The organism is Streptomyces sp. NPDC057702 (genome assembly GCF_042799315.1).
Taxonomy (GTDB): domain Bacteria; phylum Actinomycetota; class Actinomycetes; order Streptomycetales; family Streptomycetaceae; genus Streptomyces.
In genome coordinates this window covers 160,876-187,061 of sequence record NZ_JBHVJC010000002.1, presented here as the reverse complement: position 1 = coordinate 187,061, position 26,186 = coordinate 160,876, and the positions used below count along the sequence as shown (strand labels likewise).

At 72.6% G+C, this 26,186-nt stretch carries 28 protein-coding genes and 2 tRNA genes; 23 read left to right on the top strand and 7 right to left on the bottom strand.

Translation table 11 applies throughout. The annotated features are described in order from the left end of the window. Entirely contained in the window at nt 1–837 is an 837-nt protein-coding gene (locus tag ACFVFR_RS02225) for an aminotransferase class IV (protein ID WP_383697186.1), read from the top strand. Nucleotides 838–922: 85 nt separating this feature from the next. Then, nucleotides 923–1,759, top strand: a complete 837-nt coding sequence (locus ACFVFR_RS02220) for a GNAT family N-acetyltransferase (RefSeq protein ID WP_383697183.1) — start codon at nt 923–925, stop codon at nt 1,757–1,759. A 5-nt stretch (nt 1,760–1,764) separates the two neighbouring features. On the opposite strand, the gene ACFVFR_RS02215 is transcribed toward ACFVFR_RS02220, so the two are convergent. Continuing rightward, nucleotides 1,765–2,682 carry a LysR family transcriptional regulator gene (locus ACFVFR_RS02215; protein ID WP_383697180.1) on the bottom strand — a complete coding sequence of 306 codons (918 nt, stop codon included), beginning with the start codon at nt 2,680–2,682 and terminating at the stop codon, nt 1,765–1,767. Between the two features lie 72 nt (nt 2,683–2,754). Here ACFVFR_RS02215 and ACFVFR_RS02210 point away from each other — a divergent pair, with 72 nt between their 5' ends. Continuing rightward, nucleotides 2,755–3,144 (top strand): RidA family protein, encoded by a 390-nt coding sequence (locus ACFVFR_RS02210; protein WP_383697178.1) that lies wholly within the window; start codon nt 2,755–2,757, stop codon nt 3,142–3,144. A gap of 74 nt (nt 3,145–3,218) precedes the next feature. On the opposite strand, the gene ACFVFR_RS02205 is transcribed toward ACFVFR_RS02210, so the two are convergent. Beyond that, complete coding sequence (locus tag ACFVFR_RS02205) at nt 3,219–3,779, bottom strand: DsbA family protein (protein WP_383697175.1); 561 nt, start codon at nt 3,777–3,779, stop codon at nt 3,219–3,221. A gap of 166 nt (nt 3,780–3,945) precedes the next feature. Between ACFVFR_RS02205 and ACFVFR_RS02200 the strand changes: the two genes are divergently transcribed. Both ACFVFR_RS02200 and ACFVFR_RS02195 read left to right on the top strand, forming a co-directional pair. Next, nucleotides 3,946–4,401, top strand: coding sequence for a hypothetical protein (locus ACFVFR_RS02200; RefSeq protein WP_383697404.1), 456 nt, complete (start codon nt 3,946–3,948; stop codon nt 4,399–4,401). 68 nt (nt 4,402–4,469) lie between these two features. After that, nucleotides 4,470–4,649 (top strand): hypothetical protein, encoded by a 180-nt coding sequence (locus ACFVFR_RS02195; protein WP_383697172.1) that lies wholly within the window; start codon nt 4,470–4,472, stop codon nt 4,647–4,649. A gap of 122 nt (nt 4,650–4,771) precedes the next feature. Here the strand turns inward: ACFVFR_RS02195 and ACFVFR_RS02190 are convergent, their stop codons facing one another. Beyond that, nucleotides 4,772–5,329 (bottom strand): CGNR zinc finger domain-containing protein, encoded by a 558-nt coding sequence (locus ACFVFR_RS02190; protein ID WP_383697402.1) that lies wholly within the window; start codon nt 5,327–5,329, stop codon nt 4,772–4,774. Nucleotides 5,330–5,564: 235 nt separating this feature from the next. After that, nucleotides 5,565–5,978 carry an SsgA family sporulation/cell division regulator gene (locus ACFVFR_RS02185; RefSeq protein WP_003959770.1) on the bottom strand — a complete coding sequence of 138 codons (414 nt, stop codon included), beginning with the start codon at nt 5,976–5,978 and terminating at the stop codon, nt 5,565–5,567. Between the two features lie 190 nt (nt 5,979–6,168). Between ACFVFR_RS02185 and ACFVFR_RS02180 the strand changes: the two genes are divergently transcribed. The 5 genes from ACFVFR_RS02180 (at nt 6,169) to ACFVFR_RS02160 (ending at nt 8,179) form a co-directional block, all read left to right on the top strand. Next, nucleotides 6,169–6,621 carry a TIGR02611 family protein gene (locus ACFVFR_RS02180; RefSeq protein ID WP_383697170.1) on the top strand — a complete coding sequence of 151 codons (453 nt, stop codon included), beginning with the start codon at nt 6,169–6,171 and terminating at the stop codon, nt 6,619–6,621. A gap of 53 nt (nt 6,622–6,674) precedes the next feature. After that, nucleotides 6,675–6,746 (top strand) — tRNA-Val (locus tag ACFVFR_RS02175). Between the two features lie 460 nt (nt 6,747–7,206). Beyond that, nucleotides 7,207–7,668, top strand: a complete 462-nt coding sequence (locus ACFVFR_RS02170) for an SRPBCC family protein (RefSeq protein ID WP_383697167.1) — start codon at nt 7,207–7,209, stop codon at nt 7,666–7,668. Nucleotides 7,669–7,754: 86 nt separating this feature from the next. Next, a tRNA-Val gene (locus ACFVFR_RS02165) sits at nt 7,755–7,826 on the top strand. A gap of 179 nt (nt 7,827–8,005) precedes the next feature. After that, nucleotides 8,006–8,179 carry a hypothetical protein gene (locus ACFVFR_RS02160; protein WP_383697165.1) on the top strand — a complete coding sequence of 58 codons (174 nt, stop codon included), beginning with the start codon at nt 8,006–8,008 and terminating at the stop codon, nt 8,177–8,179. A 12-nt stretch (nt 8,180–8,191) separates the two neighbouring features. Here the strand turns inward: ACFVFR_RS02160 and ACFVFR_RS02155 are convergent, their stop codons facing one another. Further along, nucleotides 8,192–8,917: an exonuclease domain-containing protein gene (locus tag ACFVFR_RS02155; protein ID WP_383697162.1), complete on the bottom strand. Its 726-nt coding sequence runs from the start codon at nt 8,915–8,917 to the stop codon at nt 8,192–8,194. A gap of 329 nt (nt 8,918–9,246) precedes the next feature. Here ACFVFR_RS02155 and thrS point away from each other — a divergent pair, with 329 nt between their 5' ends. Together thrS and ACFVFR_RS02145 are read left to right on the top strand one after the other, a co-directional pair. Continuing rightward, nucleotides 9,247–11,229 carry a threonine--tRNA ligase gene (gene thrS, locus ACFVFR_RS02150; RefSeq protein ID WP_383697159.1) on the top strand — a complete coding sequence of 661 codons (1,983 nt, stop codon included), beginning with the start codon at nt 9,247–9,249 and terminating at the stop codon, nt 11,227–11,229. Nucleotides 11,230–11,403: 174 nt separating this feature from the next. Continuing rightward, nucleotides 11,404–11,964, top strand: coding sequence for an HIT family protein (locus tag ACFVFR_RS02145; RefSeq protein WP_383697156.1), 561 nt, complete (start codon nt 11,404–11,406; stop codon nt 11,962–11,964). 185 nt (nt 11,965–12,149) lie between these two features. Here ACFVFR_RS02145 and ACFVFR_RS02140 read toward each other — a convergent pair whose 3' ends face one another. Together ACFVFR_RS02140 and ACFVFR_RS02135 are read right to left on the bottom strand one after the other, a co-directional pair. Beyond that, nucleotides 12,150–13,805 carry a hypothetical protein gene (locus ACFVFR_RS02140; RefSeq protein WP_383697153.1) on the bottom strand — a complete coding sequence of 552 codons (1,656 nt, stop codon included), beginning with the start codon at nt 13,803–13,805 and terminating at the stop codon, nt 12,150–12,152. 186 nt (nt 13,806–13,991) lie between these two features. Further along, nucleotides 13,992–16,190, bottom strand: coding sequence for an elongation factor G-like protein EF-G2 (locus tag ACFVFR_RS02135; RefSeq protein WP_383697150.1), 2,199 nt, complete (start codon nt 16,188–16,190; stop codon nt 13,992–13,994). Nucleotides 16,191–16,554: 364 nt separating this feature from the next. Between ACFVFR_RS02135 and pgsA the strand changes: the two genes are divergently transcribed. The 11 genes from pgsA to yajC all read left to right on the top strand — a co-directional run bounded on the left by pgsA (nt 16,555) and on the right by yajC (nt 26,134). Further along, nucleotides 16,555–17,280 carry a phosphatidylinositol phosphate synthase gene (gene pgsA, locus ACFVFR_RS02130; RefSeq protein ID WP_383697147.1) on the top strand — a complete coding sequence of 242 codons (726 nt, stop codon included), beginning with the start codon at nt 16,555–16,557 and terminating at the stop codon, nt 17,278–17,280. Beyond that, nucleotides 17,277–18,206, top strand: a complete 930-nt coding sequence (locus ACFVFR_RS02125) for a phosphatidylinositol mannoside acyltransferase (RefSeq protein WP_383697144.1) — start codon at nt 17,277–17,279, stop codon at nt 18,204–18,206. Before pgsA ends, ACFVFR_RS02125 begins: the two co-directional genes overlap by 4 nt. Continuing rightward, complete coding sequence (locus ACFVFR_RS02120) at nt 18,203–19,390, top strand: glycosyltransferase family 4 protein (RefSeq protein ID WP_383697141.1); 1,188 nt, start codon at nt 18,203–18,205, stop codon at nt 19,388–19,390. Before ACFVFR_RS02125 ends, ACFVFR_RS02120 begins: the two co-directional genes overlap by 4 nt. 104 nt (nt 19,391–19,494) lie before the next feature. Beyond that, nucleotides 19,495–20,034: a hypothetical protein gene (locus ACFVFR_RS02115; RefSeq protein WP_383697139.1), complete on the top strand. Its 540-nt coding sequence runs from the start codon at nt 19,495–19,497 to the stop codon at nt 20,032–20,034. Nucleotides 20,035–20,242: 208 nt separating this feature from the next. Beyond that, nucleotides 20,243–21,169, top strand: a complete 927-nt coding sequence (pdxS, locus tag ACFVFR_RS02110; protein ID WP_383697136.1) for a pyridoxal 5'-phosphate synthase lyase subunit PdxS — start codon at nt 20,243–20,245, stop codon at nt 21,167–21,169. A gap of 156 nt (nt 21,170–21,325) precedes the next feature. Continuing rightward, entirely contained in the window at nt 21,326–21,925 is a 600-nt protein-coding gene (gene pdxT / locus ACFVFR_RS02105; RefSeq protein ID WP_383697133.1) for a pyridoxal 5'-phosphate synthase glutaminase subunit PdxT, read from the top strand. Nucleotides 21,926–22,105: 180 nt separating this feature from the next. Then, a complete protein-coding gene (locus ACFVFR_RS02100; protein WP_383697131.1) occupies nt 22,106–22,858 on the top strand; it encodes a YebC/PmpR family DNA-binding transcriptional regulator in 753 nt (250 codons plus the stop codon). 208 nt (nt 22,859–23,066) lie between these two features. Beyond that, nucleotides 23,067–23,702: a crossover junction endodeoxyribonuclease RuvC gene (ruvC, locus tag ACFVFR_RS02095; protein ID WP_383697129.1), complete on the top strand. Its 636-nt coding sequence runs from the start codon at nt 23,067–23,069 to the stop codon at nt 23,700–23,702. After that, nucleotides 23,699–24,322 (top strand): Holliday junction branch migration protein RuvA, encoded by a 624-nt coding sequence (gene ruvA, locus ACFVFR_RS02090; protein WP_383697126.1) that lies wholly within the window; start codon nt 23,699–23,701, stop codon nt 24,320–24,322. Before ruvC ends, ruvA begins: the two co-directional genes overlap by 4 nt. Nucleotides 24,323–24,363: 41 nt before the next feature. After that, nucleotides 24,364–25,470 carry a Holliday junction branch migration DNA helicase RuvB gene (gene ruvB, locus ACFVFR_RS02085; RefSeq protein ID WP_383697124.1) on the top strand — a complete coding sequence of 369 codons (1,107 nt, stop codon included), beginning with the start codon at nt 24,364–24,366 and terminating at the stop codon, nt 25,468–25,470. Between the two features lie 163 nt (nt 25,471–25,633). Continuing rightward, the gene (gene yajC, locus ACFVFR_RS02080; RefSeq protein ID WP_383697122.1) at nt 25,634–26,134 is read left to right on the top strand and encodes a preprotein translocase subunit YajC; all 501 of its coding nucleotides are present in this window, start codon (nt 25,634–25,636) and stop codon (nt 26,132–26,134) included. Nucleotides 26,135–26,186: the final 52 nt, after the last annotated feature.

Below are 26,186 nucleotides of genomic sequence, written 5' to 3'. Positions count from 1 at the left end.
GTGACGATCTGGCTCGATGGGGCGTTGCGCGACGAGGCCGAGGCACGCGTCTCGGTGTTCGACCACGGGATGACGGTCGGTGACGGCGTCTTCGAGACGGTCAAGGCCGTCGACGGAGTCCCCTTCGCGCTCACCCGCCACCTGGAGCGGCTCGCCACCTCGGCCCGCGGCCTGGGGCTGGCCGAACCCGACGTCGACGAGGTGCGCCGGGCCGTCACCGCCGTACTCGCCGACAACCCCACGGCGCTGGGCCGGCTGCGGATCACCTACACCGGCGGCCTGGCGCCGCTCGGCTCCGACCGGGGCGAGGCCGCCCCCACGCTCGTCGTGGCGCTCAGCCCGGCCGACCTCCGCCCCGACACCACCGCCGTAGTCACCGTCCCCTGGACCCGCAACGAGCGCGGCGCCCTCGCCGGCCTGAAGACCACCTCGTACGCGGAGAACGTCGTGGCCCTGAGCACGGCCCGGCGACAGGGCGCCTCGGAGGCGCTGTTCGCCAACACCGTGGGGCAGCTGTGCGAGGGGACCGGCTCCAACGTCTTCGTCGTGCTCGACGGCGAACTCCACACCCCGCCCCTGACCTCCGGCTGTCTGGCGGGCATCACCCGAGCCCTGGTCCTGGAGTGGGTGGGGGCCAAGGAGACCGAGCTGCCGCTGGACGTCCTCGACGAGGCCGAGGAGATCTTCCTGACCTCGACCCTGCGCGACGTCCAGGGCGTGCACCGGGTCGGCCCCCACGAGGCGGGTCGCCCCCTGACACCGGTGCCGGGCGCGGTGACCCGCGCGGCCATGCGCACGTTCGCCGAGCGCGCGGCGGCCGACCCCGACCCACGCTGAGACCGCCCGAAGCCACGGGGGAGCGCGTCCCCACGGGCGCGTAAAACACCGTGACGCGCGCCCGGGTGACAGGTACAACATCCACGTGACCACCACCTTGCGACCGACCGCCCCCTTGCACGAGTCCGCCGACGGCGGGCGCTCCCGCGCGTACGAGGTGTGCGTCAACGGCCGGCCCGTCGGCGTCGCCGAGTTGGGCACCCACGCCCGCTTCGGCGGCGGCGTCGGGCAGATCCGACGCCTGGACATCGCCGAGAGCGACCGACGGCGGGGGCGCGGCACGGTGGCCGCGCTCGCCGCCGAGGAGGTGCTACGCGGCTGGGGGTGCGCCCAGGTGACGGTCTCCGTGCCGGCCGAGGCGTCCGCCGCGCTCGCGCTGGCCACCGCCCTCGGGTACACCGCGCGGGGCCACAACATGGCCAAGACGCTGACCGAGCCGCCCACCCTGCCGCCCGCCAGCCACGCCCGGCCGCTGACGGACGCCGAGTACCCACGGTGGTTCGCCCGCGAGCGGGCCGGCTACATCCGCAGCTGGGTGGAGCGCGGTGTCAGCGAGACGGAGGCCGCCACCAAGGCCGACGCGGACTACGCCAACCTCCTGCCCGACGGCCCCGCCACCCGCGACGTGCGCCTGCGGGTGCTCGCCCACGAGGACGTCGTACGCGGCGACATCTGGCTCTCCCTCGGCGAGACCCTGGGCAACGGCGAGGGCGCGTACGTCTTCTCCGTCGAGGTCGCGCCCGAACACCGGGGCCAGGGGCACGGCCGCACCCTGCTGCTGATCGCCGAGCACGAGAGCCTGGCCGCCGGCGTCACCCGACTCGGCCTGCACGTCTTCGCGAACAACACCCCCGCGGTGCGGCTGTACGAGTCGCTGGGCTACCGCTACACCACGACCCACCTGGTCAAGCCGTTGCTGTAGCCGCCTCACCCCGCCCCCGTCGCCCCCGGGCCCACCAGCGCGAGCAGCCGGGCCACCACCGGATCGGGCTCGCCGGCGCGCCAGGCGATCGCGACGCGGGTGCGGGCCACCTCGGGTGCCAGCGCCCGGTAGGCCACTCCCCGCAGGCGCAGCCGGCGCACGCTCGCCGGGGCCAGCGAGACGCCCAGACCCGTCTCCACCAGGGCGCACACCGTCTGCCACTCCACCGCGTGCTGCGCCACGCGCGGTGTGAACCCCGCGCCCTGACACACCGCGACGATCCGGTCGTGAAAGCGCGGGCCGGCGGCGCGCGGCAGCAGCACGAACGGTTCGTCGGCCAGCCGCGCGAGCGGCACGACGCGCCCCGCGGCCAGCGGGTGCGCGGCCGGCAGGACGGCCACGAACCGCTCGTCGACCACCGTACGAAACCGCAGCCCGGCCCCCTCCGGCGCGTCCTCGGGCGGCTCGCGCAGCAGCCCGACGTCGATGCTCCCCTCGCGTAGCGCGGTGAGCTGCGGTGCCGAGGTCATCTCCCGGATGTCGAGCCGCACGGCGGGAAACCGCTCCCGGAAGGTACGCAGCAGGCCCGGCAGCACGGTCAGGGCGAGCGAGGCGGCGAAGCCGATGCGCAGCCGGCCGGCCTGCCCACCGCCCGCCGCGCGGGCCGCGGCCAGGCCCGCGCCCAACTCGGCGAGCGCGTGCCGGGCGGCGGGCAGCAGTTCGCCCCCCGCCGGAGTCAGCGCCACGCGACCCGGCTCCCGGCGGAACAGCGGATAGCCCACCCTCTCCTCCAGGCGGCGGATCTGCTGGCTCAGCGGCGGCTGCGCGATGCCCAGCCGGGCCGCGGCCCGGCCGAAGTGCAGCTCCTCGGCGAGCACCGTGAAGGCGTACAGCTGCGGCAGGGGCAGTTCGGGGCGCTCCATACGCCTAGGGATATCCGTTCGTGTGAAGTGGCGTATTGGACGTATCGCCGCAGGTCACCTAGCGTTCAGCGGATGACAGAGCGACGCGCGATCCTCACCGGATCGCCCTTCGAGGAGCAGATCGGTTACGCCCGCGCCGTGGTCGACGGCGACTGGGTCCATGTGTCCGGGACCACCGGCTTCGACTACGCCACCATGACCATCTCGGACGACGTGGTGGAGCAGGCCGAACAGTGCCTGCGCACCATCGAGGCCGCGCTGGCCGAGGCCGCGTGCACCCTCGCCGACGTGGTGCGGGTGCGCTACCTGCTCCCCGACCGCGCGGACTTCGAACCCTGCTGGCCGGTGCTGCGCCGCCACTTCGGCGCCGTACGGCCGGCCGCCACCATGCTCGTCTGCGGCCTGGCCGACCCCCGCATGAAGATCGAGATCGAGGCGTACGCCCGCCGCCCCACCACCTGAGACCGCGAGCCACCACCCGTCGGCCGGCTCACGCGGCCGGTCGGCGCCCCGCGTCGAAGGGGCCCCGCGCCGGCTCAGCCCCGCTCGCCCGCGCCCAGCAGCCGGTCCGCGATCTCCACGATCCGCTCCCGCAGCCCCTCCTGGCTCTTCCCGCCGTCCAGCCGCTCGCCGCCGATCTCGTACGTCGGCGTGCCGGTGACCCCGATCGCCTGCCCCTCGGCCTGGTCCGCGTCCACGGCCAGCAGGTGCCGGCCGTCGATCAGCGCGGTGTCCAACTCCTCGGCGTCCAGGCCCAGTTCCCGCGCCGCCTCCACGAGCACCACCACCCCCCGCGCGTCCAGGTCCGCGACCCGGGCCAGGACCGCTTCGACGTACGGCCAGCCCTGGCCCTGCGCCGCGGCCTCCTCCGCCGCCTGGGCCCCCGCGTACGCGTGCTGGTGCTTGGCCAGCGGGAAGTGCCGCAGTCGGATCTCCAGCGCGTCCCCATAGCGGGCCCGCAGCGCCCGCAGGTCGTCGAGGGCCGAGCGGCAGTCGGGGCACTGGAGCTCGCACCACACGTCCAGGACGACGGGCGCGGCGACCGGGTGCGGGCCGGAGGCGGAGGAAGGGGAGGCGGTGGAGTCAGTTGAGCTCATGGGAGCAGTCTTCCAGCTTCCCCGGTGGTAGCCACACTGGGACCTACGGAGGACACCTCCCCCGAGATGTCCCGGATATCGGCCCTCGGGCCGGCCCCATCGTGGCTGATCGCCCACCCGACGGTGCACGATGGAAGGGACAGCACCCCACGAGCAGGAGGACCGGATGCTGACCTCGACGCTGTGCGCCGCGCTGTCGGCGGCGGGCCTGGGCATCGCCGGCATGACCGCGTACCGCAAGCGATTCCTGGCCGCGACCCGGATCGCGGCGTACGCGCTCCTGCCGCTGGGACTGGCCATGACCGGGATCGCCGACTGGATCAGCGACCTGGTGTTCAAGCCCTCGGTGTGGATCGGCTTCGGTGTGCTCGCCGTCTCGGCGCTGCTGTTCATGGTGTGCCGGGCCGTCGAGGGCCGGTCCGCGGAGGGTGGCGGCACTCGCAAGGAGCGCAGGGCAGCGGCGGCGGCCCAGCGCGCGGCGCTGGCCCCCGAGGCCACCGCGCCCTCCCTCCCCGGCGCGCAGGCTCCCCAGCGAGAGCCCCGCCGCAAGGGCGGCAAGGCCAGCGGCGCTGGTGAGGAGTTCGCCGATATCGAGGCGATCCTGAAGAAGCACGGAATCTAGCGAACTATCCCTCGTGCGGGGGGCGTTGGCCGACCCGGAGTGTCCGGCTCCGGGATCATCGGGCAGCGATGCCGCACTCACCCGGGGAAAGCACCCCCGCCCCACGCACCCCCGCAGGACCCACCCCAGGCCACGAAGAGCCACGCGGATGCCTCTTCGCGCTCTCCCAGCCACCACTGATGCTCTTCCTCAGCGTGATCGCCACCCTGCTCCTGCTCGCGGCGGTCCACGACCTCTACCGCTGGTGAGGCCGCCCGGGCAGACGCGCGCCCACCGGGGAGCCCGAGTGGCCCCGCCGGCCCGCGTCAGGACGCCTCGGCCCGGATGGGGGCGGATCGGCCGGCGCGCGGCCGCGGGGTCCGGCCTCGGCTCAGACTCCGGCCTCGCGGCGCCGGGCCCGGTAGGCGGCCACGTGCAGACGGTTGCCACAGGTACGGCTGTCGCAGTAGCGGCGCGACCGGTTGCGCGACAGGTCGACGAACGCGCGCCGGCAGTCGGGGGCCTCGCACCGCCGAAGCCGCTCCCGCTCGCCGGCCACCAGCAGGAACGCCAGCGCCATGCCGCCGTCGGCGGTCAGATGGTCGGCGATCGAGGCGCCCGGCGCGAAGTAGTGCACGTGCCAGTCGTAACCGTCGTGGTCGGTGAGCTGTGGGGTGGTGCCGGCGGCGGCCACCATGGTGTTGAGCAGCGCCGCCGCGTGCCGCGTGTCGGTGGTGGCGAAGACCTCGACGAACCGCTCGCGCGTCGCCCGCACCGCCACCAGGTCGCGCTCGCCGAGCGCCCCGACGTCGCTGATCGTGTGCCGGGTGACGAAGTCGCCGAGCGCCGCCACATCGGGCAACCGGTCGGGCTCCGCGCCGTCCGGTGCCGTGTTCACCAGATCGACGACCGCGTCGAGCGCGCACCGGGTGTCGTGGTTGATCAGCACCATCAGCTCCCTGGTGGCCGGGTCGGCGGCTGCCCTTCGACTTCCGTGACTCTAGCGGCTGCACGTGACGACGGTGCCGTCGCCGGGAAACCGGCGACGGCACCGTCGTCTCTCGTGTGTGGTTGTCGAGTGCCCGCCGTGTCTGCGGACCGTCTCCCCGAGTCGGACGGCCCCACGTGGGCGGGAGCCGACGAGTCACGATGCGTGATCGCGCCCTGTCAGCCCATGCGCGAAGTCAGCTTTCGGCCAGGATGTGGGACAGCTCCGTATCCAGGTCGAAGTGCCGGTGCTCGGTGCCTGGCGGCACGGCGGCGTCTGTTCGCTTCAGGAAGGACTCCAGGGCCCGCGCCGGGGCTTCGAGCAGTGCCTCACCTTCCGGAGAGCTCAGGGCGATGCAGACGACGCCCTGACCGTGGCTGCGGGACGGCCAGACACGGACGTCGCCGGTACCCGTGGGCCGGTGCAGGCCCTCGGCGAGAAGATCGCGGGCGAACACCCACTCGACCGTCTCTTCGGCTCCGGTGTGGAAGGTGGCGTGCACGGCATAGGGATCGGCCGTGTCATACCGCAGGCCCGCGGGTACAGGCAGTGAGGACTCGCTCGACACAACGAGGCGCAGGTGCAGCTCGCAGCTGACCGTGGTGTTCATAAGCGCCAGGGCCTTTCGCTCAGTGTGCGCTCGGGGATTCGCACGTCGGCGAAATCGACATGCCACCTACGGTGCCGTTGTAAACCCCTCTGACCGTTTTGTGGCTCTTCGGGTCGCTCGGCTGGCCGACCCGGCTTTCGTTCAAAACCGCCATTCCAGTGAAGGTGTGCGATCCGGTAGGTTGGCGCATATGAACGCGGAGAGTGACGGCCGGCAGGTGGGTACCGTGACGCCCATGCCGTCCGATACGGGGGACAACAAGAAGGCCGAGCCAGCGCTCGGCTCACGGGCGCCGCACTTCATCAAGAAGTCCCGCGCCCTGCACCTGAGCTGGCAGGTCGGCGTCTTCGTGGTCGGCCTCGCGGTCGTCATCGTCGGCATCATCATGCTGCCGCTGCCCGGCCCCGGCTGGCTCGTCATCTTCGGCGGCATCGGAATCTGGGCAACCGAGTTCGTCTGGGCCCAGCTCGTCCTGCGCTGGACCAAGCGCAAGGTCAGCGAAGCCACCCAACGCGCCCTCGACCCCAAGGTCCGCCGCCGCAACATCATCCTCACCGTCATCGGTCTGGTGATCATCGCCGCGGCCCTGGCGGTGTACGTCTGGAAGTTCGGCATCGTCATGCCGTGGAAGATCGACCAGTAGCCCTACGACGGTCATAGCCACGGCCTGACATGCGGTAATGTTGGCCGGGCTGAGGGCGATTAGCTCAGTGGGAGAGCGCTTCGTTCACACCGAAGAGGTCACTGGTTCGAACCCAGTATCGCCCACGAAGGCGATAGGCGACTCGTGTCCGCGGAAAGCGCGGACCGGGTCGCCTTCGTCGTATTGCTCGGCTTCGCCTCGCGTGGCGGGGGCTTCGCCACCCGCACCCCCTGGGGGGCGGGGTGGGGCCGCGGCGTGAGGTGGGGGGAGCTCGGCTTCGCCATCGCGGGGCTCGGCTTCGCCATCGGGAGGGTGGGCTCGGCTTCGCCTTCGCCATCGAGGGTGGCTCGGCTTCGCCATCGGGGTGGGCTCGGCCTCGCCTTCGTCGGGGGTGGCTCGCCTTCGCCATCGGGGTGGCTCGGCTTCGCCATCGCCTTCGCTTCTGAGTGGCTTGGCTTCGCCTTCGGGGGTGGGGGTTGGGGTTCGCCTTCGTTAGTGCGGGGCTTGGGTTCGCCTTCGGGGGCGGTGGGGGCTTGGGGGTGGGGCTGCGGTGTGTTCTGGTGGGGGTTCGGCAGACTGGTCGGTATGGCTGGGTGGTATCACTACCGATTCCGCAGTTCCTGGGTGCTCGGTGCGTCGGCCGACGCTGTGTACGCCGTGCTGGAGCGGGTCGAGGAGTATCCGGACTGGTGGCCGCAGGTGCGGGCGGCCGAGGCGCGCGGAGATCACGGCGGGGTCATGCGGTTCCGCTCGTTACTGCCGTACGACCTGCGCGTCGTCGCCCACGAGCGGCGGCGTGACCCCGTCGGTCGCGTGCTGGAGATCGCCATGGACGGAGATCTGGACGGCTGGGCGCGCTGGACCGTGCGGCCCCAGGCCGGGGGCCGGGAGTGCCGGGCGGTCTTCGAGCAGGAGGTCGAGCTGCGCAAGCCGCTGCTGCGCCGGCTCGGGCCGCCCTGCCGGCCGTTTCTCGTACTCAACCACGCGCTGATGATGCGTGGCGGACAGCGCGGACTGCGGGCCCTGCTGGCCGGCGGGATGCCCTAGCGAATGCGGTTTGAACAACAGTCGCCGCGACCTGTATTGTTCAGGTCGTTCGCCGGAAACCCCGCAGGGAAAACGGCCGAATACCCGGGCGATTAGCTCAGTGGGAGAGCGCTTCGTTCACACCGAAGAGGTCACTGGTTCGAACCCAGTATCGCCCACCCGGGAATCACCAAAGCGCCGTACTCCATCGGGAGTGCGGCGCTTCGCGTTGTCCTCCCCACCCGCGGGGGTGTAGCTGGATACACCCCCGACCTGGGGGAGTGCTCCATGGTGGTCGCGATCTCGTCTCCCTAACGTGAACCGCGCTGATGCGGCGTGACGAGGAAAGGCGACGAAGATGAGCGGTGGGACCAAGGCCACGCTGTGGCTGCTGTTCGGGCTGTGCGTGGGGATCAACGTGATCCTGAGCGTGACGCTCGACGGCAGCACCGAGATGATGCTGAGCGCGGTGGCCGGAGTCTGCGCGCTCGCCGCCGTCGTGGGGCTGACCGTCGCGCGGCGCGGGCGTTGACCACACCCGCGCTTACGCGGTCCCGGGCCGACGCCACCGGAGGGGCCACGCCGGATCGCCCGTCGCGCGCGAACCGCCGGCCGAGAACCAGGCCCCGCAGCCGCGCGCCCGCGCCGCGTGCCACAGAGCCTGCCGGGCGTGCAGTTGGGGCAGGGTGAGCGAGCCCAGGCGCGCGGTGAAACGGCGGCCCACCGCACGGACCACCTCAAGGGCCGCCAGGGCGTCGGCCGCCGCGTCGTGCGCCCGCCGCAGCTCCACGGCGTAGTGCGCGCACAGGTCGGTCAGGGCGCGTCGGCCCTCGCGGGAGTGGTCGACGTGCCGGTCCAGGACCCGGGGGTCCAGGACGCACAGCGGCCGGGTGGAGAGGTAGTCCGCCAGCGGGGCACGCTGGTGGCGGCGTAGCTCACGGTCCAGCAGGGTCAGGTCGAACGGCGCGTTCATCACGACCAGCGGGACGCCGTGCCCCACCTGCTCGGCGAGCGCGTGCGCCATCCGCGCCACCATCAGGGCCGGCGGCCGGCCGTGATCGCGCAGGTGGGCGCCGGTGAACCCGTGGATCGCCGTCGCCTCCCGAGGCACCGGCACCCCGGGATCGACCAGCCAGGTCCGGGTGCGCGGCGCGACGCCCGGCGCGGCCTGGACCACCAGCGCCGCCGACACGATGCGGTCGCGCTCCACGTCGAGCCCGGTGGTCTCGGTGTCGAACGCGGCCAGCGGACCCTCGAACCATCTCGACATGACCCCACTCCCCGCACCGCGTCGGTGTGACGACACCCGCCCGAGCCTGTGATACCCGGCCGGCCACGGGCTCGAACCGGAGCCCCACGTACCGGAGTTGGGGAACGGTATGCCGGTACGGGCGGGCGTGCGCGGCGGGTGCGGGAGACGCGGAACCGCCGGGCGGAGCGGATGACCGTGGGCGGGAGCCGGCGGTCGCGGCGACCGCCGATCCGGTGCGCCGCCGGGCCGGGGGCCGGTGAACCGTTTCGCGAGGTGGGTACCCGGCTCGGTACGATTCATGCTGCGCAGCGTTCGCTGTCGCGTGACCCATACGTCAGGAGAGACCGGTGTCAGACGTCCGTGTGATCATCCAACGCGATTCCGAGCGGGAAGAACGCGTGGTCACGACGGGCACGACGGCCGCCGCGCTCTTCGAAGGCGAGCGCTCCGTCGTCGCCGCCCGGGTCGCCGGCGAGCTGCGGGACCTGGCGTACGAGGTGGCCGACGGTGACGAGGTCGAGCCCGTCGAGATCACCTCCGAGGACGGCCTGAACATCCTGCGCCACTCCACCGCGCACGTGATGGCCCAGGCCGTGCAGGAGCTGTTCCCCGAGGCCAAGCTGGGCATCGGACCGCCCATCCGGGACGGCTTCTACTACGACTTCGACGTCGAGAGCCCCTTCCACCCGGACGATCTCAAGCGCATCGAGAAGAAGATGCAGGAGATCCAGAAGCGCGGCCAGCGGTTCTCGCGCCGACCCGTCACCGACGAGGCGGCTCGAGTCGAGCTCGCCGACGAGCCGTACAAGCTGGAGCTGATCGGGCTCAAGGGCTCGGCGGCCGCCGCCGCCGAAGGGGCCTCCGCCGAGGTCGGCGCGGGCGAGCTGACGATCTACGACAACCTCGACGCCAAGACCGGCGAGCTGTGCTGGAAGGACCTGTGTCGTGGCCCGCACCTGCCCTCCACGCGCGCCATCCCCGCCTTCAAGCTGATGCGCTCGGCCGCCGCGTACTGGCGTGGCAGTGAGAAGAACCCGCAGCTCCAGCGCATCTACGGCACCGCGTGGCCGACCCGGGACGAGCTCAAGGCGCACCTGGAGTTCCTCGCCGAGGCCGAGAAGCGCGACCACCGGAAGCTGGGCTCCGAGCTGGACCTGTTCTCCATGCCGGACGAGCTGGGCTCGGGCCTCGCGGTCTTCCACCCCAAGGGCGGCGTGATCCGCAAGGTCATGGAGGACTACTCGCGCCGGCGGCACGAGGAGGCGGAGTACGAGTTCGTCAACACCCCGCACATCTCGAAGGAGAAGCTCTTCGAGACCTCGGGGCACCTGCCGAACTACGGCGACGCCATGTTCCCGCCGCTGGAGTTCGACGGGCAGAACTACCGCCTCAAGGCGATGAACTGCCCCATGCACAACCTCGTCTTCAAGGCCCGTGGCCGCTCCTACCGCGAGCTGCCGATGCGCCTGTTCGAGTTCGGCACGGTCTACCGGTACGAGAAGTCGGGCGTGGTGCACGGCCTCACCCGCACCCGTGGCTTCACCCAGGACGACTCGCACATCTACTGCACCAAGGAGCAGATGCCGCAGGAGCTGGACAGCCTGCTGACCTTCGTGCTGAACCTGCTGCGCGACTACGGCCTGAACGAGTTCGAGCTGGAGCTGTCCACCCGCGACCCCGAGTCCGACAAGTTCATCGGCGAGGACGCGGAGTGGGAGGAGGCCACCGAGGCGTTGCGGCTGGCGGCCGAGAAGCAGGGGCTGCCGCTGGTGCCCGACCCGGGCGGCGCCGCGTACTACGGGCCGAAGATCTCCGTGCAGGCCAAGGACGCCATCGGTCGGTCCTGGCAGATGGGCACCATCCAGGTCGACTTCCAGCAGCCCAAGCGGTTCAACCTGGAGTACACGGCCGCCGACGGTTCGCGACAGCAGCCGGTCATGATCCACCGGGCGCTCTTCGGCTCCATCGAGCGGTTCTTCGCGGTGCTCCTGGAGCACTACGCCGGCGCCTTCCCGGCCTGGCTGGCCCCGGTGCAGGCCGTCGGCATCCCGATCGGCGACGGGCACGTGCCCTACCTGGCGGAGTTCGCCGCCGAGGCCAAGGCCAAGGGGCTGCGGATCGAGGTCGACTCCTCGTCGGACCGGATGCAGAAGAAGATCCGCAACGCCCAGAAGGCCAAGATCCCGTTCATGGTCATCGCGGGCGACGAGGACGTGGCGGCCGGCGCCGTCAGCTTCCGCTACCGCGACGGCTCGCAGAAGAACGGCATCCCGCGCGCCGAGGCCATCGCGGAGATCCTGGACGCCGTGGAGCGACGCGTCCAGGTCTGAGGCGTCCAGGTCCGAGGACACCCCCCGGCGAGGCGGTCCGCCGTCCCGCCGGCCGGGCGGGCGACCGGTGGCGTCGACGTGGTCCACGTCGGCGCCCCGGACCCGCCCGCGCACGGCGTCGCGGGTCCCGGGCGGTCGCCCGGGGCGCCCCGCGCCACCACCCCACCGGGGAATATGCTGGCGCGCATGACGAGTGAGCCGGAACAGCAGATCGGAGTCGGCACCCAGGACGCCTTCCAGCGCCTGTGGACGCCGCATCGGATGGCGTACATCCAGGGCGAGAACAAGCCGACCGGTCCAGGCGCTGAGGACGGCTGTCCGTTCTGCACGATCCCCGAGAAGAGCGACGAGGACGGGCTGATCATCGCCCGGGGCGAGCACGTGTACGCCGTGCTCAACCTCTACCCGTACACCTCCGGGCACCTCATGTCGGTCCCGTTCCGGCACGTCGCCGACTACACCGAGCTGGGCGCCGCCGAGACGGCCGAGCTCGCCGAGTTCACCAAGGCGGCCATGACCGCGCTGCGCGCCGCCTCCGGGGCACACGGCTTCAACATCGGCATGAACCAGGGCAGCGTCGCGGGCGCCGGGATCGCCGCGCACCTGCACCAGCACGTGGTGCCCCGCTGGGGCGGCGACACCAACTTCATGCCCGTGGTCGCGACCACCCGCGTGCTGCCCCAACTCCTGGCCGACACCCGGCAGTTGCTCGCCGACGTCTGGCCGCTCTCCTGACCCCGACGGTCCGGCGCCCGGGTCCGCCGGCGCGACGCCGGGCCCGCGGCGGCCCCCGCCGGATCCTCGGGATGCGGGGCGCCCTTCCTCCGGTACGCGAACCGGCGACGGCCCGCCCCCGGTAGGTGACCGGGAGCGGGCCGCTGGTGTGCGCGGGGCCGGCCGGCGTCGGGCCGGCGTGACCGTCAGGCGTCGTACAGGTCCGCCTTGCGCGGCGACGCGTCCTGCACCGAACCGCTCAGCGCCAGCGAACGGTTGCCGAAGCGCTCGGTGTCCACACCGTTGTCGTTCAGCACGCGCAGCGCCGCGTCGTGCACCACGCGCAGCACCGGGGTCGCGGCGCGCAGCGCGTCGTCCGCCATGAACCGGTGGCGCCAGGGCTTGTCCGCCCACGCGTGCCGCAGGCCGAAGGGCTCGGGCAGGGTGAGCTTGCCGCCGAGGTAGTCGAGCAGCGGCGGGTACCACGTGAAGGGGGCCCGGGCCGCGAGCCGCACCACCTCGCTGGCCTCGACCAGCGGCTGTGGGACGCTCCGGGTCTCCCAGAACTTGACGGTCTTGTTGACCGTCTTGGTCTTCGGGGACGGCTTGGTCGTGAACAGCGGGTGCACCGGGCCCAGCGCGTGCCCGGTCACCTCGATCCGCAGCGTCTTGTGCAGCACGGTCACCGTGATGAGCATGGTGATCACGAGCTGGCCGTCCCAGAGCACGAACTGGACGCCCAGGTAGTGCCGGTCGCCGCTGTCGAACTGCTGGTCGTTGCAGATGCGCTGCAGCTCCACGCCCTTGACCTGGAAGCCCTCCTCCTCCGTACTGCCGCCACGGGCCACCGACTTGGCGCCCTCGCCGACGGCGGAGACCACCCAGTGGCGAACCGAGGGGGTGGGGAAGCCGCCGGTGTGCAGCGGGCCGCGCTCCAGGAGCTTGAGCTGGTCGTGGATGGCCTTTATGACGTCCCAGCTACGGAAGGGGTTGATCTCCTTGTCCGCCTCGCGGGGTACCAGGTCCTCGGCGAGCTGCCAGCTTCCCCAGCGGGTGCCCATGCCCAGTATTCCCTTGGGCCCGGCGTAGAAGACGATGTTGCTGTGCTGCTCGGCGGTGAGCTTCTCCAGGTTCTTGCGGAGCTGCTCGGCCGCCGTCTCGCCGGGGTTGCGGGGCACGGCCTCGGGCACCTTGGCGCCCAGGCCGCCGCCGGTCAACAGCGCGGTCCAGCGCTCGCGCAGGTCCTTGGCCGTCCGCTCGCTGATCTGCTTGGCGATGAACCAGCCCACGACCGGCGCGACGAGCATCACGCGCGCGTAGATCCACCAGACGTTGTGCACCGGCGCCTTGATCATCCCGATGACGACGAGCCCGCCGACGATCAGGGCCAGGAAGATGCCGAACGCGCCGGCGCGCTTGTCCTGCGAGCCGGCCAGCGTGCGTCGGATCTGGAAGGCGGTCAGCCACAGCAGCACGCCGGGCAGGAACAGCAACCCGAAGACGACCATGACCACGGTCAGCCGCGCGTCCCGGGTCTTGCGGATGCGGTTGGCCGCCAGGCAGTGCTCGACGACGGTCTGGGGCTCTATGCCGAAGGACTGGATGATCTGCGCGCGGGCCCCGCCGAGCATGCGGACCTGCACGGCGCGGGAGAACGCCTCCCCGAGGTTGGGCTCGAAGAGGGAGAACCGCGGCGGCTTGACCTCGGAGACCGTCCACTCGGAGTTGGCGTCGAGCAGCTTGCTGACCTCGCTGTCGCGGTAGGCGGCCGAGGCGAGCGCCTGGGTGGCCGCCGTCTGCCCTGCCGCACCGGAAAGTGGAACCTGCGCTCCGGGACTGAAGTCGAATCCATCCGCCGTCACTACCGCCCCCAATGCCACACGCCTGCGTTGCTGCGGCTCGTTCCCGACTGTCGTTCCCGACATGCGTCCTGCGCCACGGCGGGTCGCCGCCGGGCCGCCCTCCAGCGTATCCGTGGCGGGTGCCGCCTGTCCCCGCAGCCAGCAAAGCCGTCCGTGGCAGGGCCGTTGGGGGCGGCGACGTGCGCACTATGCCTGGTTATCCACGGGTTCGCGGACGCGTTCGGCGAGTTGGTGGGGCATCGGCTCGTGGCGCGCGTAGGAGCGGCCGAAGCGTCCCGTGCCGTGGGAGAGCGAGCGCAGGTCCACCGCGTAGCGGCCGATCTCCCACTCCGGCACCTCGGCCCGCACCAGCGTCGTGCCGGTGTCGGTCTGTTCGGTGCCCACCACGCGGCCCCGGCGCCCGGACAGGTCGCTCAGCACCGCGCCGACGTACTCGTCCCGGATGCTCACCCGCAGTTCGCACACCGGCTCCAGCAGGTCGATCCGGCAGTCCGCGGCGGCCTCTCGCAGCGCGAGCGCGCCGGCGGTCTGGAACGCGGCGTCGGAGGAGTCCACCGAGTGCGCCCGGCCGTCCACCAGCGTGACCCGCACGTCCACCAGCGGGTAGCCGGCCGCCACCCCGCGCGCCGCCTGGAGGCGTACGCCCTTCTCGACGGAGGGGATGAACTGACGCGGCACGGCGCCGCCGACGACCCGGTCCACGAACTCGATCCCGGAGCCGGGGGGCAGCGGCTCCACCTCGATCTCGCAGATGGCGTACTGCCCGTGTCCGCCGGACTGCTTGACGTGCCGGCCCCGGCCGCCGGCCGCCGTACCGAAGGTCTCGCGCAGCGGGACCCGGTGCGCCTCGACGTCCACGCGTACCCCGTACCGGGCGCGCAGTCGCTCCAGGGCCACGTCCACGTGCGCCTCGCCCAGGCACCACAGCACCACCTGGTGGGTGTCCCGGTTGTGTTCCAGACGCATCGTCGGGTCCTCGGCCACCAGGCGCGCCAGCCCCTGCGAGAGCTTGTCCTCGTCGGCCTTGCTGTGTGCCCGGATGGCGATCGGCAGCAGGGGGTCAGGCATCACCCACGGCTCCATCAGGAGCGGGTCGTCCCTGGCCGAGAGGGTGTCGCCGGTCTCGGCGCGGCTCAGCTTGCCCACGCACGCCAGGTCGCCCGCGACGGCCTGGGGGACGGTGTGCTGGTGCTTGCCGAAGGGCGCGGAGAGCGCGCCGACGCGCTCGTCCACGTCGTGGTCCTCGTGGCCCCGGTCCCGTAGGCCGTGCCCGGAGACGTGCACGGTCTCGTCGGGGCGCAGCGTGCCGGAGAAGACGCGTACCAGCGAGACGCGGCCGACGTAGGGGTCGGAGGAGGTCTTGACCACCTCGGCGACCAGCGGCCCCGCCGGGTCGCAGGCCAGCGCCGGGCGCGGCTGACCCCGCGGCGTGGTCACGGCCGGGGCGACGCGCTCCAGTGGGGTGGGGAAGCCGCCGGTGACCAGCTCCAGGAGTTCGGTGGTGCCCAGGCCCTGCCGAGAGCCCTCGGCGGCCGGGGCGGCGGCCAGCACCGGGTGGAAGGAGCCGCGTGCCACGGCCCGCTCCAGATCCTCGACGAGCGTCTTGACGTCGATGTCCTCGCCGCCGAGATAGCGGTCCATGAGGGTCTCGTCCTCGCTCTCGGCGATGATGCCCTCGATCAGCCGGTCGCGGGCCTCGGCGACCAGCGACGCCTGCTCCCCGTCGGGCGGGCGCGGGGTGCGCTCGCCCGACGCGTAGTCGTAGACCTGTTCCGAGAGCAGCCCGATGAGCCCGGTGACGGGGTGGTGCCCGTCGACGCCCGGGGCGCCGCGCAGTGGCAGGTACAGGGGCAGGACGGCGTCGGGGTCATCGCCGCCGAAGCTCTCGCGACAGGTCGCGGTCATCTCCTCGAAGTCGGCCCGCGCCGCCTCCAAATGGGTGATGACGATGGCGCGCGGCATACCGACGGCGGCGCACTCCTCCCACACCACGCGGGTCGCGCCGTCCACGCCGTCGGCGGCCGACACGACGAACAGGGCCGCGTCCGCGGCGCGCAGACCGGCCCTGAGCTCCCCGACGAAGTCCGCGTAGCCCGGCGTGTCCAACAGGTTGATCTTGATTCCGCCCCATTCGACGGGGACCAGGGAGAGCTGCACGGAACGGTGCTGTCGGTGCTCGATGGCGTCGTAGTCGGAGAGGCAGCCGCCGTCCTCGACCCGACCGGCCCGGCCCACCGCTCCCGAGGCCAGCGCCAACGCCTCCACCAGCGTCGTCTTGCCCGCCCCGCTGGGGCCGACCAGCACCACGTTCCGGATCGAAGCGGGGCGGTCGGCCGCCGTCGCCCTGCCGGCGGCCCCTGGGTGCGTGCTCGTCTTGTCGCCCATGTGTCTCGACCTCCCGGTTGACACCCGCGTCCTTCGAGCTTTCCACCGGGGCCATGGCGCGTCCATACGTCGCACACGCCCCCGTAACGCCACGGGCCCGGCCACCGCGTGGCAGCCGCGGCCCACCCGCGAACCCCCACGCGGGTCCCCGCCGGCATCCGTCAGTCACCCGCGGTCGGAGCCGCCCCCACGCGGCCCCGGCCGATTGTCCGGGCGCTCGCGGCGGGGGCGTCCGCGCCGCCGCCCGCGACGGGGCGGGGCCTGGGGCGCCGCCGCGCGTGCGCGGTCGACCATCACGCGTGGCTACGATGGGCCAGCCGGTGGTCTGCTGACCACGCGGCCCGTTTCGACCTTCGGGAAGGCCATGCTGAACAAGTACGCGCGTGCGTTCTTCACGCGTGTTCTCACGCCGTTCGCCGCCCTGCTCATCCGGCTCGGGGTCAGCCCCGACGCCGTGACCCTCATCGGAACCGGTGGGGTCATGGCCGGCGCGCTGGTCTTCTACCCCATGGGCGAGTTCTTCTGGGGCACGGTGGTCATCACCCTGTTCGTCTTCTCCGACCTGGTCGACGGCAACATGGCGCGCCAGCTCGGCCGCTCGAGCCGCTGGGGCGCGTTCCTGGACTCGACGCTCGACCGGGTCGCCGACGGCGCGATCTTCGGCGGACTCGCTCTGTGGTACGCCGGTGGCGGCGACAGCGTCACGATGTGCGCGGTGACCATCTTCTGCCTGGCCAGCGGCCAGGTCGTGTCGTACACCAAGGCGCGCGGGGAGTCCATCGGACTGCCGGTCAACGTCAACGGGCTCGTCGAGCGGGCCGAGCGCCTGGTCATCTCGCTGGTCGCGTGCGGCTTCTCCGGGCTGCACAAGTTCGGCGTCCCGCACATCGACATCCTGCTCCCGATCGCGCTGTGGGCGGTCGCCGTAGGCAGTCTGGTCACCCTGGTCCAGCGTGTGATCACGGTACGGCGTGAGGCGTTCGAGGCCGACGCGGCGGACACCGGCGAGGCGGACGGCACGGCCGAGGACGGCGCGGAGACCACCGCCGCGGCCGGCGCGTCCGCGCGCAGGGGGAGCGAGCGGGGGTGAGGGAGCGCCTGACCGACGCGCTCTACGGGCTGGGCTGGAACACCCTGAAGGCGCTGCCCGAACCGGTCGTCACGCGCGTCGGCCAGCACGCCGCCGACACCCTCTGGCGCCGCCGAGGCGGCGGGGTGCGCCAACTGGAGACGAACCTGGCCCGCGTGGTGCCCGAGGCGTCCGCCCACCGGCTGGCCGCGCTCTCCCGGCTGGGCGTGCGCTCGTACACCCGCTACTGGCTGGAGTCCTTCCGCCTGCCCACCTGGAGCGCGGACCGTGTCCGCGAGGGCTTCGCACCGGCCGACGTGCACCATCTGGTGGACGGGCTGGCCAGCGGACGCGGCGTGGTCCTGGCCCTGCCCCACATGGCCAACTACGACCTGGCCGGGGCCTGGGTCACCACCACGCTGGACGTGCCGTTCACCACCGTCATGGAGCGGCTGCGGCCCGAGACGCTCTACGACCGCTTCGTCGCCTACCGCGAGGGCCTGGGCATGGAGGTGCTCCCGCACACCGGCGGCAGCGCGTTCGGCGCGCTCGCCCGACGGCTGCGCGCCGGCGGCCTGGTGTGCCTGGTCGCCGACCGCGACATGTCGGCCTCCGGTGTCGAGGTGAGCTTCTTCGGCGAGGCCGCGAAGATGCCCGGCGGGCCCGCGTCGCTGGCCGTGCGGACCGGGGCGCTGCTGCTGCCGGTCACGCTCTGGTACGACCGGTCGCCGACCATGGGAGGCCGGGTGCACCCACCGGTCCAGGACCCGGGCGCGGGCACCCGCGCCGAGCGCACCGCCGTCATGACCCAGCGCCTGGCCGACACCTTCGCCGCCGGCATCGCCGACCACCCGTACGACTGGCACATGCTGCAACGCCTGTGGCTCAGCGACCTCACCCCGCGCCCCGACGGCAGCCCCGGCGGCCCCGGAACGGAGAAGAGTTGAGAATCGGGATCGTCTGCCCGTACTCGTGGGACGTCCCCGGCGGCGTGCAGTTCCACATCCGTGACCTGGCCGAGCACCTCATCCGCAGCGGACACGAGGTCTCCGTGCTCGCCCCCGCCGACGAGGACACGCCCCTGCCGGCCTACGCCGTCTCCGCCGGGCGGGCCGTGCCCGTGCCGTACAACGGCTCGGTCGCCCGCCTCAACTTCGGCTTCCTCTCCGCCGCCCGGGTACGCCGCTGGCTGCACGAGGGCGACTTCGACGTGATCCACATCCACGAGCCCACCTCGCCCTCGCTCGGCCTGCTGGCCTGCTGGGCGGCGCAGGGCCCGATCGTGGCCACCTTCCACACCTCCAACCCGCGCTCGCGGGCGATGATCGCCGCGTACCCGATCCTGCAGGCCGCGCTGGAGAAGATCAGCGCCCGCATCGCGGTCAGCGAGTACGCCCGGCGCACCCTGGTCGAGCACCTGGGCGGCGACGCCGTGGTCATCCCCAACGGCGTGGACGTCGACTTCTTCGCGCGCGCCGAACCCCGGGAGGAGTGGCTCGGCGGGGCCCCCGAGCCCGGGGCGGGCGGCCACTCCATCGGGTTCATCGGGCGCATCGACGAGCCGCGCAAGGGGCTGCCGGTGCTGATGCGGGCACTGCCGGAGATCCTCGCCGCGCATCCGCACACCCGGCTGCTGGTCGCCGGGCGCGGCGACGAGGAGGAGGCCGTCGCGGGCCTGCCCGCCGAGGTGCGCGAGCGCGTGGAGTTCCTCGGCATGGTCAGCGACGAGGACAAGGCGCGCCTGTTGCGCAGCGTGGACCTGTACGTCGCGCCCAACACCGGAGGCGAGAGCTTCGGGATCATCCTGGTCGAGGCGATGTCGGCGGGGGCCCCCGTGCTGGCCAGCGACCTGGACGCGTTCGCCCAGGTGCTGGACCAGGGTGCGGCGGGCGAGCTGTTCCGAGGCGAGGACGCGGCGGCGCTGGCCTCGGCCGCGGTGCGGCTGCTGGCCGACCCGGGCCGGCGGGAGGAGCTGCGGGCCAGCGGCGCGCGCCATGTGCGCCGCTTCGACTGGTCCACGGTGGGCACCGACATCCTGGCCGTCTACGAGACGGTCACCGCGGGCGCGGCCTCGGTGGCCACCGACGAGCGCCCCACGCCACGGTTCCGCTTCGGGCTCGGCCGCGAGTAGCCGGGCCCCGGGGCGCACACCGCGCGGGCGCGGCCGGTGGCGGCCGGCGGCGGGGGACCGGGGCGGGCTCGGACGGTGATCGAGAGCCGGTACCGTGACCCGGCGTGACCACTTTGATCTGGATCGCGGTCGTTCTGCTCGCCATCGCCGGATATCTGCTGTGGACCGCCGGGCGCCTGGACCGGCTGCACACCCGGCTGGACGCCACCCGCGCGGCGCTGGACGCGCAGTTGCTGCGGCGGGCCTCGGTCGCCCAGGAGCTGGCCACCTCCAGCCTGCTCGACCCGGCCGCCTCCATCGTGCTCTACCAGGCGGCGCAGGCCGCGCGGCAGGCCGAGGAGGAACAGCGCGAGGTGGCCGAGAGCGAGCTCAGCCAGGCGCTGCGGGCCGTGTTCGCCGAGCCCGCCCAGGTCGCGGCGGTCCAGCGGGCGCCGGGGGGCCAGGCGGCGGTGGGGGAGCTGGTGGCGGCGGTACGCCGGGTGCCGATGGCCCGGCGGTTCCACAACGACGCGGTCCGGGCGGCGCGGGCGCTGCGCCGCCACCGCAAGGTGCGCTGGTTCCGGCTCGCGGGTCACGCGCCGTTTCCACTGGCCTTCGAGATGGACGACGAACCGCCGGTCGCGCTGGCCGGCCGGATCGCCTAGCGGCACGAACCCCGAGGTGAGGGGCGGGCCGGCCACCCGACGAGCCACCGGCCGTGGATTGGCCCTTGCCGTCCAGGGCCACCAGCGGGTTTTGTCAGGGGTGTAGCAGTATCGGCCCGGACCTGGACCGGAAGGCCATTCCGACCCGCGTTTCGAACGGGCCTACGATAGGACCATTCGCGCTATTCGTATCGAGTGAGGTCACACCGTGTCGAGCACGTCCCCCAGCACGCCCGAAACCGCTTCCCAGCACCCCGAGACCGGCACCGCCCGCGTCAAGCGCGGCATGGCCGAGCAGCTCAAGGGCGGCGTGATCATGGACGTCGTCACGCCGGAGGAAGCGAAGATCGCCGAGGACGCGGGCGCCGTCGCGGTGATGGCCCTTGAGCGCGTTCCGGCCGACATCCGCAAGGACGGCGGCGTGGCCCGGATGTCCGACCCGGACATGATCGACGGGATCATCAGCGCGGTCTCCATCCCCGTGATGGCCAAGTCCCGTATCGGCCACTTCGTCGAGGCCCAGATCCTCCAGTCGCTCGGCGTCGACTACATCGACGAGTCCGAGGTCCTCACCCCCGCCGACGAGGTCAACCACAGCGACAAGTGGGCCTTCACCACCCCGTTCGTCTGTGGCGCCACCAACCTGGGCGAGGCCCTGCGCCGCATCGCCGAGGGCGCGGCCATGATCCGTTCCAAGGGCGAGGCCGGCACCGGCAACGTCGTCGAGGCCGTGCGGCACCTGCGTCAGATCAAGGGTGAGATCGGCCGCCTGCGCTCGCTGGACCACAACGAGCTGTTCGCCGCCGCCAAGGAGCTGCGCGCCCCGTACGAGCTGGTCAAGGAGGTCGCCGAGCTCGGCAAGCTGCCGGTCGTGCTGTTCTCCGCCGGTGGCGTGGCCACCCCCGCCGACGCCGCGCTGATGCGCCAGCTCGGCGCCGAGGGCGTCTTCGTCGGCTCGGGCATCTTCAAGTCCGGCGACCCGGCCAAGCGCGCCGCCGCCATCGTGAAGGCCACCACCTTCTACGACGACCCCAAGGTGATCGCGGACGCCTCCCGCGACCTGGGCGAGGCCATGGTCGGCATCAACTGCGACACCCTCCCCGAGTCCGAGCGGTACGCCAACCGCGGTTGGTGAGCCGGCCCCGGTCGAGCTGAGGCGGGCGGCCCGCGCGAGCGCGGGCCCCGCCCGGCACCGCGCGCCAGCGCGGGCCGCCCGCCACCCGGCAGCGCCAGCAGTCCCCGGGCCCGGCCTCGCGCCCGGCCCCACCCCTTCCCTGCGAGGTTCCCCTCCGTGTCCAGCGCCCTTGCCACCCCCACCGTCGGTGTCCTCGCCCTCCAGGGCGACGTCCGCGAACACCTCATCGCGCTCGCCGCGGCCGACGCCGTGGCCCGCCCCGTGCGCCGCGCCGCCGAGCTGGAGGAGGTGGACGCCCTGGTCATCCCGGGTGGCGAGTCCACCACGATGTCCAAGCTCGCCGCCGTCTTCGGGCTGCTGGAGCCGGTACGCGCGCGGGTGCGCGCGGGGCTGCCGGTGTACGGCACCTGCGCGGGCATGATCATGCTGGCGGACAAGGTGCTGGACGGCCGGGACGACCAGGAGACCTTCGGCGGCATCGACATGACCGTGCGCCGCAACGCCTTCGGCCGGCAGAACGAGTCCTTCGAGGCGGCGGTCGACGTCAAGGGCGTCGAGGGCGGCCCGGTGGACGGCGTCTTCATCCGCGCGCCCTGGGTCGAGTCCGTCGGCGCGGCCGTGGACGTACTCGCCGTGCACGACGGCCACACCGTCGCCGTCCGCCAGGGCAACGTGCTCGCCACGTCCTTCCACCCCGAACTGACCGGCGACCACCGGGTGCACGCCCTGTTCGTGGACATGGTGCGCCGGAGCTGAGACCGCCGCGCCCACGGAGGGTCCGTCCTTCCCCCGCGCCCTCGCGCACCGGGCGAGAGCCCCAGCTCCCGTGCCGCCCGTCGAAGGACCCGCCCGGAGTCCGGGCGCGGTCAGGGCCCGTGATCCCGGTAGGATCGCAGGCGTTCGTAAGGAATTTGGTTACGCGAAGGAGACAGGCGGATGTCCGGCCACTCTAAATGGGCTACGACGAAGCACAAGAAGGCCGTGATCGATGCCAAGCGCGGCAAGCTCTTCGCGAAGCTGATCAAGAACGTCGAGGTCGCCGCGCGGACGGGCGGCGCCGATCCGGACGGCAACCCCACCCTCTTCGACGCCATCCAGAAGGCCAAGAAGAGCTCCGTGCCGAACAAGAACATCGACAGCGCGGTCAAGCGCGGTGCGGGTCTTGAGGCGGGCGGCGCCGACTACGAGACCATCATGTACGAGGGCTACGGTCCGAACGGTGTCGCGGTGCTCATCGAGTGTCTGACGGACAACCGCAACCGGGCCGCCTCGGACGTGCGCGTGGCCATGACCCGTAACGGCGGCTCGATGGCCGACCCGGGCTCGGTCTCGTACCTGTTCCACCGCAAGGGCGTGGTGATCGTCCCCAAGGGTGAGCTGGCCGAGGACGACGTGCTCGGCGCCGTGCTCGACGCGGGCGCCGAGGAGGTCAACGACCTCGGCGAGACGTTCGAGGTGATCAGCGAGGCCACCGACCTGGTGGCCGTGCGCACCGCGCTCCAGCAGGAGGGCATCGACTACGACTCGGCCGACGCCAACTTCGTGCCCACCATGCAGGTCCAGCTGGACGAGGAGGGCGCCCGCAAGATCTTCAAGCTCATCGACGCGCTGGAGGACAGTGACGACGTGCAGAACGTCTTCGCCAACTTCGACGTGTCCGACGAGGTCATGGAGAAGGTCGACGCGTAGCGCGCGCCGGAGCGTGTGAGCGGGTCGAGGCGAGTCGAGCCCCGGCCCACCGCGCCACCGGTGCCCTCGGCGCGCGAGGCACGCTCGCCATCGGGCCGACGGGACGCCCCGTCGGCCCGTCGCGTTGTCACAGCCAGCGGATACTGTGCCTGCTGGGGGAAGACCCCGACACACACGAGGCATACGTCAGTGAAGGGGAGGGCGCGCGATGCGGGTGCTCGGCGTGGACCCGGGGCTGACCCGCTGCGGCATCGGCGTCGTCGACGGCGTCGCGGGCCGGCCCCTGCGCATGGTGGACGTCGGTGTCATCCGCACGGCGGCCGACGCCGACATCGGCGGGCGCCTGGTGCTCATCGAGCGCGGCATCGAGCGCTGGCTCGACCTGCACCGGCCCGAACTGGTCGCGGTGGAGCGGGTGTTCGCCCAGCACAACGTCCAGACCGTGATGGGCACCGCCCAGGCCAGCGCCGTCGCCATGCTGTGCGCGGCCCGGCGCGGGCTGCCCGTCGCGCTGCACACCCCCAGCGAGGTCAAGGCCGCCGTCACCGGCTCCGGTCGGGCCGACAAGGCGCAGGTAGGCGCGATGGTCACGCGCCTGCTGCGGCTGGACACGCCACCCAAGCCCGCCGACGCCGCCGACGCCCTCGCGCTCGCCATCTGCCACATCTGGCGGGCCCCCGCCACCAACCGGCTCCAGCAGGCCGTCGCCGCACACCGCCAGGCCCGCCCGACCGCCGCCCAGCCCGCCGCGAGCCCGCGGCCTGACGCGTCAGCACCGGCCCGGCCCGCCTCCGGCCGGCGCGCGTCCACCACCCCCGCACGCTCCCGGAAGGGCCCCGCATGATCGCGTTCGTCCAAGGACAGGTGGCCGCCCTCGGGCCCGACCTCGCCGTCATCGAGGTCGGCGGCGTCGGCATGGCCGTGCAGTGCACCCCCGCCACCCTGGCCGCGCTGCGCACGGGCCAGCCCGCGCGCCTGGCCACCTCGCTCGTGGTCCGCGAGGACTCGCTGACGTTGTACGGCTTCGCCGACGACGACGAGCGCCAGGTCTTCGAACTCCTGCAGACCGCCAGCGGGGTCGGCCCCCGACTCGCCCAGGCCATGCTCGCCGTGCACGCCCCCGACGCGCTGCGCCGGGCGGTCGCCGGCGGCGACGAGAAGGCCCTGATGGCGGTCCCCGGCATCGGCAAGAAGGGCGCCCAGCGCCTGCTGTTGGAGCTCAAGGACCGGCTCGGCGACCCCGTCGGCGGCGCGGGCGGCGTCGGCGTGGGCAGCCCGGTCACCGCCGGTTGGCGTGACCAGTTGCACGGCGCGCTGATCGGCCTGGGGTACGCCACCCGCGAGGCCGACGAGGCGGTGGCCGCCGTCGCGCCACAGGCCGAGGAGGCCGTGGCCAGCGGGGCCGAGCCGCAGGTGGCGACCCTGTTGCGAGCCGCCCTGCAGAGTCTGGGCCGGGCCCGCTGACGGCCGGCAGTCCGGCACCGCGCGTACGAGATGAGGACGTCATGAACGGGGACGACACCCACGGGGAGTTCGCACCGGAGCTGACCGGTGCGGCCGGCCCGGTCGGTCTGGGCGCCGACCGGTTGTTGGGCGCCGAGGCGGACGGCGAGGAGCAGGCCATCGAGGCCGCGCTGCGGCCGAAGGACCTGGGCGAGTTCGTCGGCCAGGAACGCGTCCGCGAGCAACTCGACCTGGTGCTGCGCGCCGCCCGCCAGCGCGGCGCCACGGCCGACCACGTCCTGCTCTCCGGCGCCCCGGGCCTGGGGAAGACCACTCTTTCGATGATCATCGCGGCCGAGATGGGAGCCCCGATCCGCATCACCTCGGGCCCCGCCATCCAGCACGCCGGAGACCTCGCCGCCATCCTCTCCTCCCTGACCGAGGGTGAGGTGCTCTTCCTCGACGAGATCCACCGCATGTCGCGCCCCGCGGAGGAGATGCTCTACATGGCGATGGAGGACTTCCGCGTCGACGTCATCGTCGGCAAGGGCCCCGGCGCCACCGCCATTCCCCTGGAGCTCCCGCCCTTCACCCTGGTCGGCGCCACCACCCGGGCCGGTCTGCTGCCGCCCCCGCTGCGCGACCGCTTCGGCTTCACCGGACACATGGAGTTCTACGGCGCGCCCGAGCTGGAGCGCGTCATCGACCGCTCCGCGCGCCTTCTGGACGTCGAGATCGAGGCGACGGGCGCCGCCGAGATCGCCGGCCGCTCCCGGGGCACGCCGCGTATCGCCAACCGCCTGCTGCGCCGGGTGCGCGACTACGCGCAGGTCAAGGCCGACGGCGTGATCACCCAGGAGATCGCCGCGCGGGCCCTGGCGGTCTACGACGTGGACGCGCGCGGTCTCGACCGGCTGGACCGGGCCGTGTTGACGGCACTGCTCAAGCTGTTCGGCGGCGGTCCGGTGGGCCTGTCCACGCTGGCGGTCGCGGTGGGGGAGGAGCGTGAGACGGTCGAGGAGGTGGCCGAACCCTTCCTCGTACGGGAGGGACTGCTGGCCCGCACGCCCCGGGGTCGCGTCGGTACGCCGGCGGCCTGGGCGCACCTCGGGCTCACCCCGCCGCAGGGCACGGGCGCCGGCGCGCAGCCGGGGCTGTTCGGTCGCTGACGGCGCGGAGAGTGGTCCGCGCAGGAACCCCGGTGCAATGCTGGGCGTTGTTCCATAGGCGCGAGCTCGCTTAGACTCCGCCGATGCCGTCTGTTAAGGGCGGCGCACCCACCCCCGTATACCAGGCCGTGCATTCGCGGTCGTGCGAAGGAAATTCCGTCCCGTGAATATCGTGACTCTCCTGCCGTTCGTCGTGCTTATCGGGGCCATGTTCCTGATGACCCGATCGGCCAAGAACAAGCAGCGCCAGGCGGCGCAGATGCGTGACGAGATCCAGCCGGGCACCGGCGTGCGGACCATTGGCGGCATGTACGCCACGGTCAAGGAGGTTCACGACGACACGCTCCTGCTTGAGGTCGCGCCGGGCGTGCACGCCATTTTCGCGAAGAACTCGGTGGGTGCGGTTCTCGACGACGCTGAGTACAACCGCATCGTGCACGGCATCGAGGCCGAGCACGATGACGCCCCCGTGGTCCCCGACGACGCCTCCTCCCTGACCGAGGCCGAGGGCAAGGACGAGCGACGGGTTGACATCACCAAGGGTGACGCCACGGAAGACGCCGACAAGGCCGACGCCGCCGGCGACACCGATGCCGACGCCACGGAGCCGGAGGACGTCAAGCCCGAGAACCGCAAGGGGTCGGGCGACGACGACGCCAAGTAGAAGTAGTCGCACCTCGTAGGCCGCTTTCGCACCACCGCTCGGTGCGCAGCGG

Bases quoted from the DNA above. Each gene is read 5' to 3' on its own strand.
- ruvC (WP_383697129.1), top strand. From the start codon at position 23,067: ATGCGGGTGCTCGGCGTGGACCCGGGGCTGACCCGCTGCGGCATCGGC.
- ACFVFR_RS02215 (WP_383697180.1), bottom strand. From the start codon at position 2,682: ATGGAGCGCCCCGAACTGCCCCTGCCGCAGCTGTACGCCTTCACGGTG.
- ACFVFR_RS02155 (WP_383697162.1), bottom strand. From the start codon at position 8,917: ATGTCGAGATGGTTCGAGGGTCCGCTGGCCGCGTTCGACACCGAGACC.
- ACFVFR_RS02200 (WP_383697404.1), top strand. From the start codon at position 3,946: ATGCTGACCTCGACGCTGTGCGCCGCGCTGTCGGCGGCGGGCCTGGGC.
- ACFVFR_RS02180 (WP_383697170.1), top strand. From the start codon at position 6,169: ATGAACGCGGAGAGTGACGGCCGGCAGGTGGGTACCGTGACGCCCATG.
- ACFVFR_RS02170 (WP_383697167.1), top strand. From the start codon at position 7,207: ATGGCTGGGTGGTATCACTACCGATTCCGCAGTTCCTGGGTGCTCGGT.
- ACFVFR_RS02210 (WP_383697178.1), top strand. From the start codon at position 2,755: ATGACAGAGCGACGCGCGATCCTCACCGGATCGCCCTTCGAGGAGCAG.
- ruvA (WP_383697126.1), top strand. From the start codon at position 23,699: ATGATCGCGTTCGTCCAAGGACAGGTGGCCGCCCTCGGGCCCGACCTC.
- pgsA (WP_383697147.1), top strand. From the start codon at position 16,555: ATGCTGAACAAGTACGCGCGTGCGTTCTTCACGCGTGTTCTCACGCCG.
- ACFVFR_RS02100 (WP_383697131.1), top strand. From the start codon at position 22,106: ATGTCCGGCCACTCTAAATGGGCTACGACGAAGCACAAGAAGGCCGTG.
- ACFVFR_RS02135 (WP_383697150.1), bottom strand. From the start codon at position 16,190: ATGGGCGACAAGACGAGCACGCACCCAGGGGCCGCCGGCAGGGCGACG.
- ACFVFR_RS02195 (WP_383697172.1), top strand. From the start codon at position 4,470: ATGCCGCACTCACCCGGGGAAAGCACCCCCGCCCCACGCACCCCCGCA.
- ACFVFR_RS02145 (WP_383697156.1), top strand. From the start codon at position 11,404: ATGCTGGCGCGCATGACGAGTGAGCCGGAACAGCAGATCGGAGTCGGC.
- ACFVFR_RS02205 (WP_383697175.1), bottom strand. From the start codon at position 3,779: ATGAGCTCAACTGACTCCACCGCCTCCCCTTCCTCCGCCTCCGGCCCG.
- ACFVFR_RS02160 (WP_383697165.1), top strand. From the start codon at position 8,006: ATGAGCGGTGGGACCAAGGCCACGCTGTGGCTGCTGTTCGGGCTGTGC.
- ACFVFR_RS02185 (WP_003959770.1), bottom strand. From the start codon at position 5,978: ATGAACACCACGGTCAGCTGCGAGCTGCACCTGCGCCTCGTTGTGTCG.
- ruvB (WP_383697124.1), top strand. From the start codon at position 24,364: ATGAACGGGGACGACACCCACGGGGAGTTCGCACCGGAGCTGACCGGT.